12 protein-coding genes are annotated in these 15,094 nt (G+C 71.1%); 2 read left to right on the forward strand and 10 right to left on the reverse strand.

The window, feature by feature from the left end:
- Positions 1-138: 138 nt before the first annotated feature.
- The 4 genes from LQ326_RS44175 to LQ326_RS44190 form a co-directional block, all read right to left on the reverse strand.
- On the reverse strand, positions 139-453 hold the full coding sequence (locus tag LQ326_RS44175; protein WP_234544774.1) for an SCO5918 family protein: 315 nt from the start codon (positions 451-453) through the stop codon (positions 139-141).
- 51 nt (positions 454-504) lie between these two features.
- Positions 505-774, reverse strand: a complete 270-nt coding sequence (locus LQ326_RS44180; protein WP_234544775.1) for a CBS domain-containing protein — start codon at positions 772-774, stop codon at positions 505-507.
- A gap of 110 nt (positions 775-884) precedes the next feature.
- A complete protein-coding gene (locus LQ326_RS44185; RefSeq protein WP_234544776.1) occupies positions 885-2,375 on the reverse strand; it encodes a DEAD/DEAH box helicase in 1,491 nt (496 codons plus the stop codon).
- A gap of 181 nt (positions 2,376-2,556) precedes the next feature.
- Entirely contained in the window at positions 2,557-2,760 is a 204-nt protein-coding gene (locus tag LQ326_RS44190) for a cold-shock protein (protein WP_004986771.1), read from the reverse strand.
- Between the two features lie 561 nt (positions 2,761-3,321).
- On the opposite strand from LQ326_RS44190, the gene LQ326_RS44195 reads away from it, so the two are divergent.
- Entirely contained in the window at positions 3,322-6,396 is a 3,075-nt protein-coding gene (locus tag LQ326_RS44195; protein WP_234544777.1) for an FG-GAP-like repeat-containing protein, read from the forward strand.
- Between the two features lie 299 nt (positions 6,397-6,695).
- Here the strand turns inward: LQ326_RS44195 and LQ326_RS44200 are convergent, their stop codons facing one another.
- The 4 genes from LQ326_RS44200 to LQ326_RS44215 all read right to left on the reverse strand — a co-directional run bounded on the left by LQ326_RS44200 (position 6,696) and on the right by LQ326_RS44215 (position 10,364).
- Positions 6,696-7,757, reverse strand: coding sequence for a CU044_5270 family protein (locus LQ326_RS44200; RefSeq protein WP_234544778.1), 1,062 nt, complete (start codon positions 7,755-7,757; stop codon positions 6,696-6,698).
- Positions 7,754-8,359 carry an RNA polymerase sigma factor gene (locus LQ326_RS44205; RefSeq protein ID WP_234544792.1) on the reverse strand — a complete coding sequence of 202 codons (606 nt, stop codon included), beginning with the start codon at positions 8,357-8,359 and terminating at the stop codon, positions 7,754-7,756. The genes LQ326_RS44200 and LQ326_RS44205 overlap by 4 nt, the downstream gene beginning before the upstream one ends.
- 339 nt (positions 8,360-8,698) lie before the next feature.
- A complete protein-coding gene (locus tag LQ326_RS44210; protein ID WP_234544779.1) occupies positions 8,699-9,649 on the reverse strand; it encodes a CPBP family intramembrane glutamic endopeptidase in 951 nt (316 codons plus the stop codon).
- A gap of 298 nt (positions 9,650-9,947) precedes the next feature.
- Complete coding sequence (locus LQ326_RS44215) at positions 9,948-10,364, reverse strand: nuclear transport factor 2 family protein (RefSeq protein ID WP_234544780.1); 417 nt, start codon at positions 10,362-10,364, stop codon at positions 9,948-9,950.
- Positions 10,365-10,915: 551 nt separating this feature from the next.
- Between LQ326_RS44215 and LQ326_RS44220 the strand changes: the two genes are divergently transcribed.
- Positions 10,916-11,410 carry a hypothetical protein gene (locus LQ326_RS44220; RefSeq protein WP_234544781.1) on the forward strand — a complete coding sequence of 165 codons (495 nt, stop codon included), beginning with the start codon at positions 10,916-10,918 and terminating at the stop codon, positions 11,408-11,410.
- A 228-nt stretch (positions 11,411-11,638) separates the two neighbouring features.
- Here LQ326_RS44220 and LQ326_RS44225 read toward each other — a convergent pair whose 3' ends face one another.
- Positions 11,639-11,788, reverse strand: a complete 150-nt coding sequence (locus tag LQ326_RS44225) for a hypothetical protein (protein WP_234544782.1) — start codon at positions 11,786-11,788, stop codon at positions 11,639-11,641.
- Between the two features lie 157 nt (positions 11,789-11,945).
- Complete coding sequence (locus LQ326_RS44230; RefSeq protein ID WP_234544783.1) at positions 11,946-14,768, reverse strand: PKD domain-containing protein; 2,823 nt, start codon at positions 14,766-14,768, stop codon at positions 11,946-11,948.
- Positions 14,769-15,094: the final 326 nt, after the last annotated feature.

A 15,094-nucleotide genomic window follows, 5' to 3' on the forward strand; every position in this document is an offset into this window, starting at 1 on the left:
GGCGCTCGGCGCTCGGCGCTCGGCGCTCGGCGCTCGGCCAAGAGTCTCCGAGCGGACGAGGACACAGCGGTGGGGGCTCTGCCGACGCGTGTCGGCAGAGCCCCCACCTGAATCCTGAAGGCGGTTGCCCGCCCGTCCTCACACGTCCACAGGGCGGGCCCCGTCGAGCGGCGCCGACGGGGTCCGGAGCGGAAGGTGAACGCTCACCGGCGCGGCCTCGGGGCCGTCGTGGCAGGTGAAGCCGAGGCGCGCCATGGCCCGGGTGACCTCGCCGCCGGTGAAGTCACGGCGATCCTGTCCCGTGGCGACCTGGCCCACCTGCTTGACGGGGTAGCGGCGGCGGCCGATGGTCACGGACGCGCCCGTGACCGGCTCGGGCTTGACGCCCTTCATCGAGGCCAGCACCCCGGTCTTGGTCAGGTCGAACGGGTACCGCGCGATGACACAACGCATGATGCCTCCCAGGCTGGACGGAACGGAAAGGAACTGACCCGGGCGGGATGATCAGCCGCGGACGGGAACAGGCCGGAGCCGGCTGCCGAGGACGTCCCGCAGACGGATGCGGTCCGTGTACGCGGAACTGGCACGGAGAGCGGCGAGCCGGGGCAGAGTGATCGAACCCGTGCTCTGGTCGTCCCCGTCGCACACGGTCAGGTACTCGACACGCGCACCCGCCATGACGGCCAGAGCCACCTCGACGGTCATGTCGTCACAGACCCGGGGCCCGTACGCTTCCATGCCGTCGGCCATGGTCATCGGTGCGAGGTCCGCCACGCGGCACTGTGTCTGAGTGGGCGTCAAAGATGCTCCTGTGCTGAGGGTTGGCCGGCTCGGTGACCGTTGCGGCCTGGGGAGGCCGCCGCGGCTGCGGGGTCGGGCCGGGCCTACGCCGCCGAGTCGGTGGCGGTGCGCCGCTGTGCCCTGCGGCGCACCGCCGCGCCGGCGGGCCGGCCCTGGCCGGTGCGGCCCTGACGGCCACGGGACGGGGAGGACGTGCGGCGGGGACGCTCCACGGCCGGAGCCGTGATGACGACCGGGACACCGGACGGCGCCTGGGCGCCGGTGATGCGGCTCAGCTCCGCCTCACCCGAGCGCACCTGCGTGATGCGCGGGGTGATGCCGGCCGAGGCCATCAGTCGGCTCATGTCGCGGCGCTGGCCGGGTGTCACCAGGGTGACGACGCTGCCGGACTCCCCCGCACGGGCCGTACGGCCGCCACGGTGCAGGTAGTCCTTGTGGTCGCCGGGCGGATCCACGTTGACGACCAGGTCGAGGTTGTCGACGTGGATGCCGCGGGCCGCGACGTTGGTGGCGACCAGGACCGTGACGTGACCGTCCTTGAACTGGGCCAGGGTCCGGGTGCGCTGCGGCTGGGACCGGCCACCGTGCAGGGCGGCGGCGCGGACGCCGCTGCTGAGGAGGTGCTCGGTCAACCGGTCCACGGCGTGCTTGGTGTCCAGGAACATGATGACCCGGCCGTCCCGTGCGGCGATCTCGGTGGTCGTCCGGTGCTTGTCCGCGTCGTGCACGTGGAGTACGTGGTGCTCCATCGTGGTGACGGCACCGGCCGACGGGTCGACGGAGTGGACCACCGGGTCGGTCAGGTAGCGGCGGACCAGCAGGTCGACGTTACGGTCCAGGGTCGCCGAGAAGAGCATCCGCTGCCCCTCCGGCCGTACCTGGTCGAGCAGGGCGGTGACCTGGGGCATGAAGCCCATGTCGGTCATCTGGTCGGCCTCGTCCAGGACGGTGACGGCGACGTCCCGCAGTCGGCAGTCGCCCCGGTCGATCAGATCCTTGAGCCGCCCCGGGGTCGCGACGACGACCTCGGCCCCGGCGCGCAGCGCACTCGCCTGCCTGCCGATCGACATTCCGCCGACCACGGTGGCCAGCCTCAGCCGGACGGCACGGGCATACGGGGTGAGCGCGTCGGTGACCTGCTGGGCGAGTTCCCGGGTGGGTACGAGGATCAGGGCCAGCGGCTCCCGTGGTTCGGCGCGCCGGCCTGCCGTGCGGGCCATGACCGCGAGGCCGAAGGCGAGGGTCTTGCCCGACCCGGTACGGCCACGACCGAGCACGTCACGGCCGGCCAGCGAGTTCGGCAGGGTCGCCGCCTGGATGGGGAACGGTACGGTCACACCCTCGTGGCCGAGCGCGGCCAGCAACGGCGTCGGCATGGCGAGATCGGCGAACGTCTCGACGGCGGGCAACGCCGGTGTGGTGGTCTTCGGCAGTGCGAACTCACCTTGGGGGGCCCGCCGGCTTCCGATCCCCTTGGAGCGGCTCGGCGCACCGGAGCGGCCGACGGCAGCGCTTCCTCCGAAACGGTCGTACGTGCGGGGTGCGCGTGTGCGAGTCGTGCGGGCACGGTTCATTGTGGAACCTTCCTCGACGTGGGCGCGTATCAAGGAATTTTCCGCAGTGGAACGAACGGCGCAGAGAATCGCGAGAACGAGCCGAAAAACCAGGGTTGAATCGCCCTGAAAATGAAGCGAACTGGGGCCCGCACCCCAAGGTGCGGGCCCCAGCTGCTAAGTATGTGTCAGTGTCGACGCATCAGGCGGGAACGATGTTCTCGGCCGTCGGGCCCTTCTGGCCCTGCGCGATGTCGAACGACACCTTCTGGCCTTCCAGCAGCTCACGGAAGCCCTGGGCGGCGATGTTGGAGTAGTGGGCGAAGACGTCGGCGCCGCCGCCGTCCTGCTCGATGAAGCCGAAGCCCTTTTCCGCGTTGAACCACTTCACGGTGCCAGTAGCCATTTTGTTTCTCCTTCGGAGACGGTGTCAGGAATGCGCTCCGTGCGCTTTCCGTGTCGCCGTGATGATCAGCCGCCGGAAAAGCATTTCTGGCAACCACACCTGCAACTGATACTGACAGTAGCACGCCGTGAGCGACCCCACGCGGTGCACAATTCCTGGCCGACTCCCGTCTCAGGAATATTTCTCGGGCGCCGTGTCGATTTCTCACTTCCCGACCACAGGAATTGCTCTCCCGGGCCGCACCGTTGCCGTCGGGACTGTCCGCTCGCAACGCTGTGACCTCCCTCGACGCCCTGGGCGCGGCTGCCGCCGTCAGCTGACGAACATGCCGACGAACACGCCGAGACCCCCGGCAGGGAGACGAAGGCCACACGGCGGTTCCGGCGGGGCGACCGCGGCGGTCTTGCGGCCCGCGGCCCGATCGGCTTGCTGTTATTCTCGTGCCGCTTGCATGGGGGGCAGCTGGGGGGCTGGGCATTTCCGCAGCACTTTAGATGCGCGCCTGATCGGCCGCCGCCGTCCCGTCATGCCTTTTTTCGTTGAGAGGCCCAGGAGGCGGCGATGGCCCGTCGTACCACCGCCCGTGGCGTTGTCGCCGTGTTGGCGGTTCTCACCGTGACCGCCGGTCCCGGCCCGTTCGCCGTCACGGCTGATGCCGACAACGGTGTCGGGGGCACCGCCCTCGCAGCGGAGAAGGTCTTCCAGGCGGACCGCTACATACCGCGCGGGGACCGGATCTACAGCGCCGGCCCCAATGGCTACCTGCATGCCCAGGAGGGTCGTTCGGGCTACCTGTGGACGTCGTACGACACCGGCACGACGACCGAGCTGGGCCAGCTGGCCCGACTCGAATTCCCCGCGTACCTGGGGTCGTCGTCCGACGTCGTGGCCGATGTCGCCTCGCCCACGCAGAAGGTCGTCCTCCGGGACCTGTCCGCCGGCACCGCCACGGATGTCGCCATCACCCACGGCACATACGAGGCCACCTTCGGAACCCATGTACTGACCCAGGCCCGGGACTCCGACGGCAACCGCGTGCTGTGGCTCTACGGCGACGGCGCGCCCGCCGAGGGCACCCCCGTCGCCGGATGGCCGACCGGAATCACGGCCAACTTCAGCGTGCTGGGCGGCGACGGCGGCACCGCCGTCATCGGCTATGCGCTGGGAAACGGCGAGCGGCACCTGGCCCTGGTGGACCTGGCCGCGGCGAGAGTCACCGGCGATGTGACCGTGCCCCTCGCTCCCACGGCCGTCGCGCTGAGCGCGGACCGGCTGGTCTGGTACCGGTCCGACAGCACGGTGGCACACGTCCTGGACCGCACCGACCTCTCCGCCGCCGAGACCACCGTGACGCTGCCCGGCACGGAGGGCGCCTCGTACGCGGGCATCGCCGGACGCTGGCTGGTGGTGGCCCGTTCCGTGCCGACGAGCCCGTACGATCTGGCCGACAAGTCCGGCGAGCGGCTGATGGCCGTACCCCTCACGGGTGGTGACCCGGTCACGCTGCTCCGGCACGCGAACCGTTCCCTCGTCACGGCACCGGACGGCACGTTGCTGACCGTGGGCGGCACCGACGCCGGGCACTGGGCGGTACGCAGGATCACCGACACGGGGGCGGACGCCCCGACGCTGACGGAGCTGACCGCCGTACCGCCGGCGGCCGCGAAGATCAGCCGGTTGTCGCTGCAGAACGGCACCCTGGCCACCGACCAGACCGACAGCAGCCTCATGGGCGCCTACTACACCCGCCGGATCGCCGCCGACGGAACGCCCGGCACGCCGACCTGGCGGAAGTGGGACGGCCTCGGTGTGGGCCCGTACGCCACCGGCGACGGCCGTGCGGTGACGTTCACCGCGCAGTCCGACCCCGTCGGCTCGTTCGTCCAGTCCCTCGACAACAACGACCAGGCCGGTTTCTTCTACCTGCCCTCGGCCTCCGGGGCCGTCCTCGACGCCACCGGCCGCTACGCCATCGTCAACGGCTCCTCTCCCGCCAGGCAGTACGTGGGTGACCTCGGCGTCTACAGCGACCTCGAGCCCATCGTCACGCGCTCCGTGACGGCCGCCTCCGTCTGGGGCACCAGCCTGTGGACGCCGGGTTCCGGCACCGGTGTCGTCACCGCCAAGGACCTGAAGACCGGCAAGGTCACCGACACCGTCGGCACCGGCGCCCCGTGCGTCCCCAAGGAGCTGCAGGCGGTCGGCCGCTGGATCTACTGGTCCTGCGGCCCGACCGCGACGGCGGGCGTCTGGGACCGTACGGCGAAGAAGAACATCCCCGTCCCGTCCGGCCAGGCAGTGCTCGGCGACGGCTACCTCGTCCGGCACGACACCTCGGCCGGCGCGCTCCTCCTCACCTCCTTCGCCGACGGCACCGCGACCACCCGCAAGATCGGCGACCTCGCGGCGGGCACCTCCAGCCTGCGCGGGGTGACCTGGACCGTGGACAAGTTCGGCGGTCCCGCGGCCTACGTCGACGCGGACCAGCGGATCCACCTGGTGCCCAGCGGGGTCGCCACCCAGCGACTCTCCGCCGTCGAGTCCGAGGCGACCGGCAACGCGTCGGAGAGCGGCGCGGCCGGCAGCCCGTGGTGGCAGTGGCGCGGACTGCTCTCCAAGCCCGCCGCCTCCTGGACCGCCACGCTCACCAGCAAGGCCACCGGCACCGTGGTCCGCACGCTCACCGGCGGGGAGGTGGACGGCACACTGACCGCACGGTGGGACACGCGGAACACCGCGGGCGCACTCGTCCCCAACGGCATGTACACCTTCAGGCTCACGGCCCCGCCCGCCGACGGATCAGGGCCGGCGCTGACGGTGACCCGGACGGTGAACGTGTCCGACGGAGCCGCCGTACGCCACGACTTCACCAGCGGCGCCGGCTGGGCGCCCGACGGCGTCGGCGACGCCCTGACCCTCAGCTCCTCCGGCGTCATCAGCTACCGCCCGGGCAACCGGACGGGCGGCTTCGACAAGGCCATGTCCGCCTCGGGCTGGCCCTCCTCCGTGACGCTGGTCCCGTTCGGCGACCTCGACGGCGACCGGCGCAACGACATCCTCGTCCGGTTCAGCAGTGGCGAGCTGCGGGTGTACCGGACCATGCGCGGTCAGGCTTTCCTCACGAGCACCCCGCACACCTCGCTGGGCACCGGCTGGAACCAGTACGACCTGCTGACCTCGCCCGGCGACATCACGGGCGACGGCCGTCCCGACCTGATCGCGCGCAAGGCGTCCACGGGAGAACTCTTCCTGTACAAGGGCACGAGCGCGGGGAAGCTGTCGGCGCGGGTCAAGATCGCGGGGAACTGGTCGGGCTACAAGAAGATCGTGGGCGTCGGCGACTTCAACGGCGACGGCCGCGGTGACCTCCTGGCCCAGGACCGTTCCAGCACCCTCTGGCGCTACGACGGCAACGGCTCCGGCGGCTTCAGGTCCCGGGTGAGAGTGGCCTCCGGCTGGGGCTCGTCGTACAACGCCGTCGTGGGCGTCGGCGACATCACCGGCGACGGCAGAGCGGACGTCGTCTCCCGCGACACCTCGGGCAACCTGTGGCGCAACACCGGGAACGGCTCGGGCTCGTTCGGGCCCCGCACGAAGATCGCCTCGGGTTGGCAGGGGTACAAGGGCGTGTTCTGACGGCGCGGCCCACGACGACGGCCGGGGCCCACCGCGCTGACGACGCCTCTCCGCTCCTCGGGAACGGTCGTAGCGGGTGGGCAGGGCACGCGTCGTGAGCCGCCGCCGTCCGGTCGTCCCGGGGTGCGGGTCACGGGCAATGCGTCACACGATGTGCGGCAGACCAGGCGCAAGTGGCCTGGAGCGGCGTTCGAGTGCCTCTTGGGTGGGCTTGAACCGCGGCGGACGGCGAGGCGGTGCGGCACCCGACCACGGGGCTCACCTCGGCGATCCCACCGGGCCCCGCCGAGGCCGAACGGTCAGCTCTGGGGATCGGTCCGGGTACCCCCCTCCGCGGGCTGCTGGCCGGCCTTGTCGACGACGGCGTGTTCCAGCTCCGCCTCGCTGGACAGCAGCGTGCCGGTCTTTCCGTACGAGGTGTCCCTGGTCAGATAGCTGCGGGAGCCGACGAACGTGAAGTCCTTCTTGTCGAAGACCCACTCGGTCCGGATGCCGTAACGCGTGTCGTCGCGGGCGATGCCGAGGCCCCGGCGGCCGATCGCGTCGCGGGCCTGCGGGGCCGGAGCGACACCGGGGATCTTCGCCGCGGCCCGGTACAGGGCGGCGGCCGTGGCGGGCGGCATCACCGCGCCGAGCAGGGACCCGATCTGCTCGAAGACCGCCTGGTCCCGTTCCCGGCCCTTGGCCTGGGGGGTCTTGGCGTACAGATAGGCCAGCAGCTTGTCGGGGTCGGTGGGCAGCGAGCTGAGCCAGCGGTAGGTGGGTCGGCTGAGCCCTGCCGGAGTGCCGTCGGTGTCGCCCAGTTCGGCGTTGACGGGGAAGGTCTCACCGTTCTCCCGGATCAGGCCGAGCCTGTGCAGGGGCCCCGGCTCCTGCGCGGCCCACACCTCACGGTCCGTCAGTGGGCCGAGGACGGCTTTCCCACTGGTCAGGTCGGCGCCGCGGGTCTTCTCCCGGGTGTAGACGAACTGGTCGTCCCGCACGGTGGGCGTGGTGCGGTCCTCCGCGGCGTCGGAGATCCGGCCCAGGAGCGCCGCGGCCGGCTGCATGTCCGTGGCCGCACGGTGCGAGGCGGTGCCGGAGCGCTCCCGGCCGCTGTCGTTCAGCGCGATTCCCGCGACCAGCACGCCGGCCAGGGTCAGTGCGGTCGCCGGCGCCAGGAGCGCGGGCCGCAGCAGCAGCCGGCGGGCCGGGCGGGTACGGGTCGCCTGGTCTCGGTCGATGTGGTGCATCAGCAGTTCCTTGTGACGAAGGTGCTGCTCGCGCGGGAGGTCCCAGTCTCCCGGGGCCGGCAGCAGACGGGCGATCTCTTCGCGGTCGCCGTTCCGCTCCGGGGAAGCGCCGGTGGTCCTGTCGTTCATGTGAGCTCCTCCCGCACGGGCAGGGCCGCGATCGCGGCCGCACTTGTCATCTCTCCGCGGGTGGTGAGTGGTTCCCGGTCTTCTTCCGCGAGCCGGGCGAGCCTCTTGCGGGCCCGCGAGAGGCGGGACCGCACGGTGCCGACGGCGATGCCCAGGGCTTCGGCCGTCTGCTGGTAGTCCAGGCCGGACCACACGCACAGGGCGAGCACCTCCCGTTCCTGGCGCCGCAGCCGGCCCAGGGCGGCGTGCACGGCGTGCAGCCGCCGTGCGTCGTCGATGCGTCCCACCGTGCGGGGCGCGAAGTCCTCCTGCGCGCTCGGCTGCGGCTGACGCGCCAGGAACAGCCGGCGTCTGCGCTGTCCCCGGAGGGCGTTGTCCGCCTTGTGGGTGGCGATGCCCAGCAACCAGGGCAGCAGCGAGCCGCCGTCCTCATGCACCCGTGCGCGGGTCCGCCAGGCGGCCAGGAACGTTTCTGACATGACCTCTTCGGCCGTCGACCAATCGCCGGTCAGCCGCAACCCGTGGTTGTACACGGCGCGGGCGAACTCCTCGTACAGCTGGGCGAACGCCTCACGGTCCCCCTCGCGCACGCGGCGGCGCACATCGTTTTCTGAGTCCTTCACGACCACTTCTCTCCGCGACACCAGAGGAGTTCCTGTGGCCTGTGTCACGCACCGGTACGGCCCTGAGGCAGAACCCCGACCGCGGAAGGCACCGGGCCGGAGAACCAGGCCCACCGAACACGTCCCGCGTGCCTGCGCCGCGACCGCTGCCGTCGGCCACTGTACGGCCGGTCCTCGGGGCGACCGCGGCCCAGTCCCTCCCCTTCACGGAGCGCCGGACCTCCGACGGGGTCGCCGGCCGCGAGCGCGGCAGGCACGGCAACCGCACCGACCGGGGCCGCGGTGCGGGTCGCCGCCCCGGCCAGTCCGTCGCGCCGGTCAGGCCGTCGCGCCCGGCTGTCCGCCGGCGGCGGGAGAGGGCGGGCAGCCGAGCCGGCCGCGGGTGGCGACCAGCAGGACGAGGGCCGCCACGGTGAAGCTGAGCAGAATGGCGTGCGCGGCCGTCCCCTGGGACAAGGAGGGGAACATCGACGACCACGCCAGGGACATGAAGTTGTTGACGCTGGTGTGCAGCAGCATGGCCAACGGCAGACTCTCGCCGGTGCGGTTGAAGACCCACGTCATGACGAAGCTGATCGCCATCGCGGTGGCGATGAACTCCACCGGCCCGGTCCAGGACCCGCCCATCCAGTCGCCCCACTCGGTCAGGAACAGCGGCAGGTGCCAGGCACCCCACAGCGGGCCGAGGACGAGGGTGCCGGCCACCGGGCCGTGGCGTCGCTGGAGGCGGGGCATGGCGAACTCGCGCCAGCCGGGCTCCTCGGCCAGACCCGTGGTGACCATCTGCACGACGAGCCCCGGCAGGTAGGCGGCGAGCACCGCGGCGGACGGCAGGACGGGGCCGCGCCCGGCCAGCGCGGACGAGGCCAGGACCAGTGCGGCGGGCACCGACAGGAGAACAGCGGCGTACCAGCGCCAGCCGACCCGCAGCTTGGTCATCCGCCCCACCCAGGCCCGCAGTCCGGCACGGCCCTCGGAGCCCGCGGTGACCAGGAACGCCGCGGTGATCGGGCCGAGGTAGGCGCCGGGCAGAACGCCCAGAAGCTCGCTCGTGCCGCCGGCCCCGGGGAAGGAGAAGTGCAGGACACCCAGGCCGTTCTCCGACAGGACGTACGGTGTCCAGGCCAGCCAACTCAGCAGGTAGGCCAGCGAGAAGAACCAGGTCAGGGGGCGGCGGCCGACACTGCCCCGGAGACCGGCAGGGGCCCTCGGCCCGCGCTCGGCGGGTTGGATGTCGATGTCACTGGTGACGGATGCCTGGGTGCTCACCGTGGTGTCCCTCCGGATGCGGCTGACGTGACGTGTCCAGCACATCAGCGCCGCATCCGCGGATCATTGCCGTGGGCGCCCCAAGCGGTGGTGCAGCAGGCTGTACCGGAGCCGTCCGCCGCACCCGCCGGGCTCGGCCGGCGTGCTCCGTGTCGGGCACGTCTTCGCGCGCATGAGGACCTGGAAGACCCTTCGCGGCTGCCGCCTCACAAGCGACGGTGTCCATCACGCCATGCTCGGCATCGCCCGCCTGCACAACCTTGCCCGCACCGGCTGGGGCCAGGCGAGACATGCCTGATCAGCCGGACTTCGTCAGCCCGCCCAAGGGAGTACGGCGGGGCGATATCTTGCGATGGCTGATCCGCCAGCCGCCAGCGGTGCGCACGACGGTGTCGTCATAGGAGACGGAACCGCAGGAGCCGTCCGCCTTGATGCCCAGCCCCTTGGACCGGACCTGCACCCGGCCGTACGCCGACACCGTGACGACGACGTTGGTGACGTGATGCGCGACGGGGTTGGCGGCTCCCAGCGCCCATGCCGCTTCTCGGATGGCCGCCACTCCCAATAGCGGCTCTTGGCCGAAGTCGGTGAGGTCGTAGACGACATCGGAGGTGAACAACTCCTCCAACCGGTCAAGGCTTCCGTCGTCAACAAGGTGACCATGCAACGAGACCAGTTCGGTAATGGCCAGGTGATCTTCAAGAGCGAGTGGCACATGCGTCCTCTCCGGCCCGGCCGTGGAAAGGCCGGGCCGAGCATCGATCCGTCGTCAGCACGGCACCGCACCGCTGAACACCGGCACGAGTTCGGGTACGTGCGGCGAGAGAAGGGCGCCGTGCCCTCACGATCGTCCCTTACCGCCGTTCCGCCTGCCACCGACTTGTACACCTGCGCCCTGCCGTCGTCAGCCGAAGCACGTCTTGCGGGACAGCCGTGGTGAGGCGCGGGTGAGGTGGTGAGTTCTCACCTCGTGCCTCACCACGCCACGTCACCCCGGTGACCAACGCCGATCGCCAGCCTGACCTGGCATTAGGACGAAACCAGGACGGTTCGAGGACCCGCGTCCGTAGCGTCCCCACGGGGTCACTGATGCACTTCATGCTTTCGCTCGGGACTCTCAGCTCAGGCCCAGGAAGCCCCATGGGCACACCCCGGGGGAAACAGGGACACGCACACGATCGGAGTTTGAAGATGGCACGAAAGTGGAAGCGGACCAGAAGCTTCGCCACGGTTCTGGCCGTAGGCGTAACGGCCCTTACCCTCGGCATGCAAAGCGCGAGCGCAACCCTCAACATCCCGAGCACCACCCTGCAGAACAATGCCAGCGGCAACTGCGTCATCGAACGCAACTCTTCGTCGGCCGGCATAGGCGACTCCTGCGGCTACGGCGGCACGTACTTTCGCATCATCAGCGCCGCCCCCGACGCCGGAGGCGCCGCCTACGTGCAGATCCAGACCACCGCGGACGACCCGAGCGGCCCTGGCTACTGCCTGTACGCCGTCGGACCGGGCACCGGCCCCTCTGGCGCCTCCGCCGGTTCCTCCGACGTGGAATTGATCCCCTGCTCGTACAACGACCCCCGTTCCATATGGGCTGTGGCCAGGGCCGGAGCCACCACCAACGGCTGGACCCCCGAGACGTTCTTCACCTTCGACGGGCGCGTCTGCCTGGACGGCGGTTTCGGGACCCTGTACGCCTATCGCGAGGAGGGCTGCAACGGCGGCAACGCCTGGCAAAGGTGGACTGTGTACACCGGCTGACCACTCAGCCCAGAAATGCCGACGCAATGGGTCGCCTACCCCACCAAAGGTTTTCCCGTGGCCGCTTCGAGGGCTGGAACCCTGCCCGCTCAGCCTGCCTGCCGGCGTGACGTCCCCCCGGCCCTCGTACACATGCCAGGACGCCGCCAGGCGAACCAGTCGGCGTCCGACCAGCGATCGCGGATCGACTCCGGGTCCGTGAGCTGGGCATACAGGGGCCGAGGACTCCTATGCCGGTTGAAGCGCGCCGTCGCGAGTGCACAGGGGTGCCGTTTCCTCGTCGGTGTCGGTGGCGGTGACGTCCTTGCTGCCCCAGACGCCGCCGGCCGTCAGCGGGCCGGTGGCGGTGGCGCCTCGTACGAGCACGCGTCTGCCCATGCGGGACCTCTCCGGGAGCGCTGGGTGAAGGCTTGGAGACACGCGTGCGGGCAGCGTCGAGCGGCGGGTCATCGACCCGCCGCTCGGATGATGTTCCAGGCAGGCCCCCAGGCAAGAGGCCGCATGCCAGCGGCCTTTGCGCTGGGGGGCTTCTGCCTCAGCCGTAGTAGCCCTCCAGATCGGCGACGACATCGACCGAGCCGAGCGCGTTGTGGATGCGGATGGAACCGTCGGTCCCGACCGGGACCACGGCGAGGACCGGGCGGGTCTGGCCCGCCGTGAGGTTGTCGTTCGACGTGATCGGCAGGGTGCCGTCGCCGTAGGCGGTCAGGTGGGTGGCCGCGGTCGGGGCGACGCCCGTGAGGTTGACCAGTACGGCGGTGGCTCCAGCCGGGACCCTGGTGAGCTTCACGGTGAGGGTGCCGTTCGCGCCCAGCGGCTTTGCGGACGCGCCCAGGCCCGTGCGGGTGTCGAGGAAACGGGTGGGCGCGGTCGTCACGAACGGCCCGCCGTGGGGGGCGACCGGGTCGTCGGCCCCGTCCGCCAGTTCGTTGGTGTACAGCCCCTGGAGGTCGGCGATCAGCTGGACGTGCCCGGCGCTGTTGTAGATGTGGACCTTGCCGGCGCTCACACAGGGGACGGTCAGGTTGGAGGCGGTCTGTCCGGCCCGGTAGTCGAGGCTGGATGTGGACGGAGTGGTGGGGCCGCCGCAGTCCACGGTGACGTAGCCGCTGCCGGTGCCTCCTGTGACGGTGACGTTGAGGACGGCGCCGACGGTCGCCACGCCCCGGGCGTACTTCGGCAAGGTGAAGGTCGTGGTGGTGCGCGGCCCGACCGCGCCCTTGGCCGCCCCGGTGCCGTCGCGGGTGTCCAGCACCCGGGTCGGGGTCACCATGGCCAGGCCGGTCATGGACTCGTCGTCGGTGCTGGGCTTGGTGGTGGTGTAGTAGCCCTCCACGTCCGCGACGAGGTTCACCTTGCCGTGCGCGTTGTAGAGGTCGACGTAGCCGTCGGCGCCCACCCGGACGGTGACCAGGCTCGGATTGACCTGCCCGGCACGGAAGTTGAGGTTCGAGGCGCTTGGGCGGGCGGCGCCGTCCGGGTAGACCGACACGTAACTGGACGCCGTGGCGCCCATGTCGGTGACGTTCAGGGTCACCGCCGTCACCCCGGACGCCGGGACGCCGCCCACGCCGAGGATCTTCAGCCGGACCACACCGCCGGCGCCGACGGCCCGCTTGGGCGCGCCCGTCCCGTACCGGGTGTCCAGCAGCCGTACGGGACCGTGGGCGACGAAGGCCGCGCCGACCGTGATCGGGTCGGTCGCGGTGGCGGTGCGCCCGTCGGAGTCGGTGACCGTCTGCGTGACCGTGTAGGTGCCGGGCGCCTTGTACGTGTGCCGCACCACGTCGCTGGACGGGGTGACGGAGAGCGCGGCCGAGCCGTCGCCGAAGGTGATCCGGTCACTGGTGATCGGGTAGGGGTCGAAGCCGGTGTCGTACGTGCAGCCTGCGGCATCCGGCAGCGAGGGGCCGGTCCCGCAGCCGATCGTCGGGGTGAGGTCCGGCACCGGATCGACCCGTTCCCAGTAGTCGGCCGCACCGACCCGCGTGCCGTCGGCCCTGTTCACCAACACCGAGGCCTGGATCCCCGTGCTCGACGTGGCCTGGGTGTAGGTGTGGGTGGCCGAGCCGGTGGTGGACGTGACGGTCGTACCGTCCGCGAAGTCGAAGGTGTAGGTGAGGCCGTCGAGCGAGTCCGACCACGGGTTGCTCAGCCGTGCGACGGCGGTGGTCGGAACGCCGACGTACCCGCGGCGGACGGTGAGCCCGCTCACCGTGAACGGGTCCTGGAACTCCGTGGCGCCCCGGTCGTCGTGGCCGGTGCCGGTGCCGGTGTCCGCGACCAGGGGGTCGTCGACCCGGGGACGGCCGTCGACGTCCGTGGACAGCTCGCCGGGGGCGTCGGAGTCGGCCGAGTCGATGAGTGGTGAGTGCTCCTCGGGCAGCCCACCCGCGGGGATCGTCAGATCCGTCTGGTCCAGGTCGTGGGCGCCCTGGCCGGTGTCCCCCCGGAATGCCCGGGCGGTGGCGTAGGCGGTGCCGGCCCAGTTGTAGTTCGTCCCGGTCGACGGCGGGTTGAACGCGTTGTAGTCCGCGGTGACCTGAGGGGCGGAGCCGGCGTCCACCGTGAGCTCGGCCGTGGTGGCGGAGCAGGTCGTCGTGGAGTAGGGCAGGGCGACGGTGTTCTCCACCGACCCGGAACTGCCGTCGGTCAGACTGATCGCGCCGCAGACCGTCCGGAACGTGTCACCCGCGAAGTCGATGCCCGTGGTGCCCACGGCCGAGACACCGCCGCCGTCGAAGATGTCGCCGGCCAGCGTGATGTTCCGCGCTCCGGCCGCGCTGCTGACGTCTGGCCCGGAGTACTGGTCGACCTTGAGCCGGGTGAGGGAGATGTCGGAGGAGGACCCGTCGATCGCGATCACCGCGGTGCCGTCGGCGAGGTTGCTCTGTGCGGAGGCGGAGCGGTAGGTGATGTGCTGCGAGTCCTCGACGGCCAGGGCGGTCGCCCCGGCGGCCCTGGTGCGGATCCCGGTCATGTCGACGTACCGAGCACCGGAGAAGGCGATCGCGGTGGCCGGGTGCGGGCCTGCGACGGTGACGAGCGAGCCGTCGCCGGTTGCGGCGGAGAAGGTGACGGGTGCGTCCGCGGTGCCCGTGGACCTGATGGTCACGGGCGCGTAGGACGTGCTGTTGCCCGCGATGCGCACGGTGTCCCCGGGCGCCGCGGCGTTCGCGGCCGGCTGGATCTGGCAGAAGGGCTCCGTCGCCGAACCCGGACCGGTGTCGTTGCACCCGGCGGCCTCGTCGTTGACGTAGAAGGCCGTGCCTGTGACGGTGTCCGCGTGGGCGACGCCCGCCGCGGGACAGCCGGTGAGCAGAACCGCGAGGGCCACCAGTGCTGGTCTCCGCCCCATGAATGCGTCCCCCTCCGGACCTTCGCGCTGGAACTGACTGGACAGTAGGTCAGGTTGGGGACGGCGGATGCCGGTGATCGACCCAAGTCTTGCGAAACGTCGGAAGTTTGCACGAAGTTTTGCCGCAGCGGGGGCCACGCAGACCAGCGCATTGGCAGGCTTTGAAGATCGTTCCTTGACGTTGGAACAGAGACCGGGGTCGCCGTGCCTCCCCTCAGACGCCGGTTCCTCGCCGTCCCGGCAGCCGCCCTCACAGCGCTCGCCGTGCCCCGGGCCGGCACCGCTGTCGCGGCCGTCGCCGCGTCCGCGGACGACCTCCGTGCCCG

The sequence above is a fragment of the Streptomyces shenzhenensis genome, from assembly GCF_021462265.1.
Classification (GTDB): domain Bacteria; phylum Actinomycetota; class Actinomycetes; order Streptomycetales; family Streptomycetaceae; genus Streptomyces; species Streptomyces shenzhenensis.

What these genes read in the sequence shown, in the direction of transcription:
- LQ326_RS44175 (WP_234544774.1), bottom strand. Translation starts at nt 453, where the DNA reads ATGCGTTGTGTCATCGCGCGGTACCCGTTCGACCTGACCAAGACCGGG.
- LQ326_RS44185 (WP_234544776.1), bottom strand. Translation starts at nt 2,375, where the DNA reads ATGAACCGTGCCCGCACGACTCGCACACGCGCACCCCGCACGTACGAC.
- LQ326_RS44190 (WP_004986771.1), bottom strand. Translation starts at nt 2,760, where the DNA reads ATGGCTACTGGCACCGTGAAGTGGTTCAACGCGGAAAAGGGCTTCGGC.
- LQ326_RS44195 (WP_234544777.1), top strand. Translation starts at nt 3,322, where the DNA reads ATGGCCCGTCGTACCACCGCCCGTGGCGTTGTCGCCGTGTTGGCGGTT.
- LQ326_RS44200 (WP_234544778.1), bottom strand. Translation starts at nt 7,757, where the DNA reads ATGAACGACAGGACCACCGGCGCTTCCCCGGAGCGGAACGGCGACCGC.
- LQ326_RS44220 (WP_234544781.1), top strand. Translation starts at nt 10,916, where the DNA reads ATGCAAAGCGCGAGCGCAACCCTCAACATCCCGAGCACCACCCTGCAG.
- LQ326_RS44225 (WP_234544782.1), bottom strand. Translation starts at nt 11,788, where the DNA reads ATGGGCAGACGCGTGCTCGTACGAGGCGCCACCGCCACCGGCCCGCTG.
- LQ326_RS44230 (WP_234544783.1), bottom strand. Translation starts at nt 14,768, where the DNA reads ATGGGGCGGAGACCAGCACTGGTGGCCCTCGCGGTTCTGCTCACCGGC.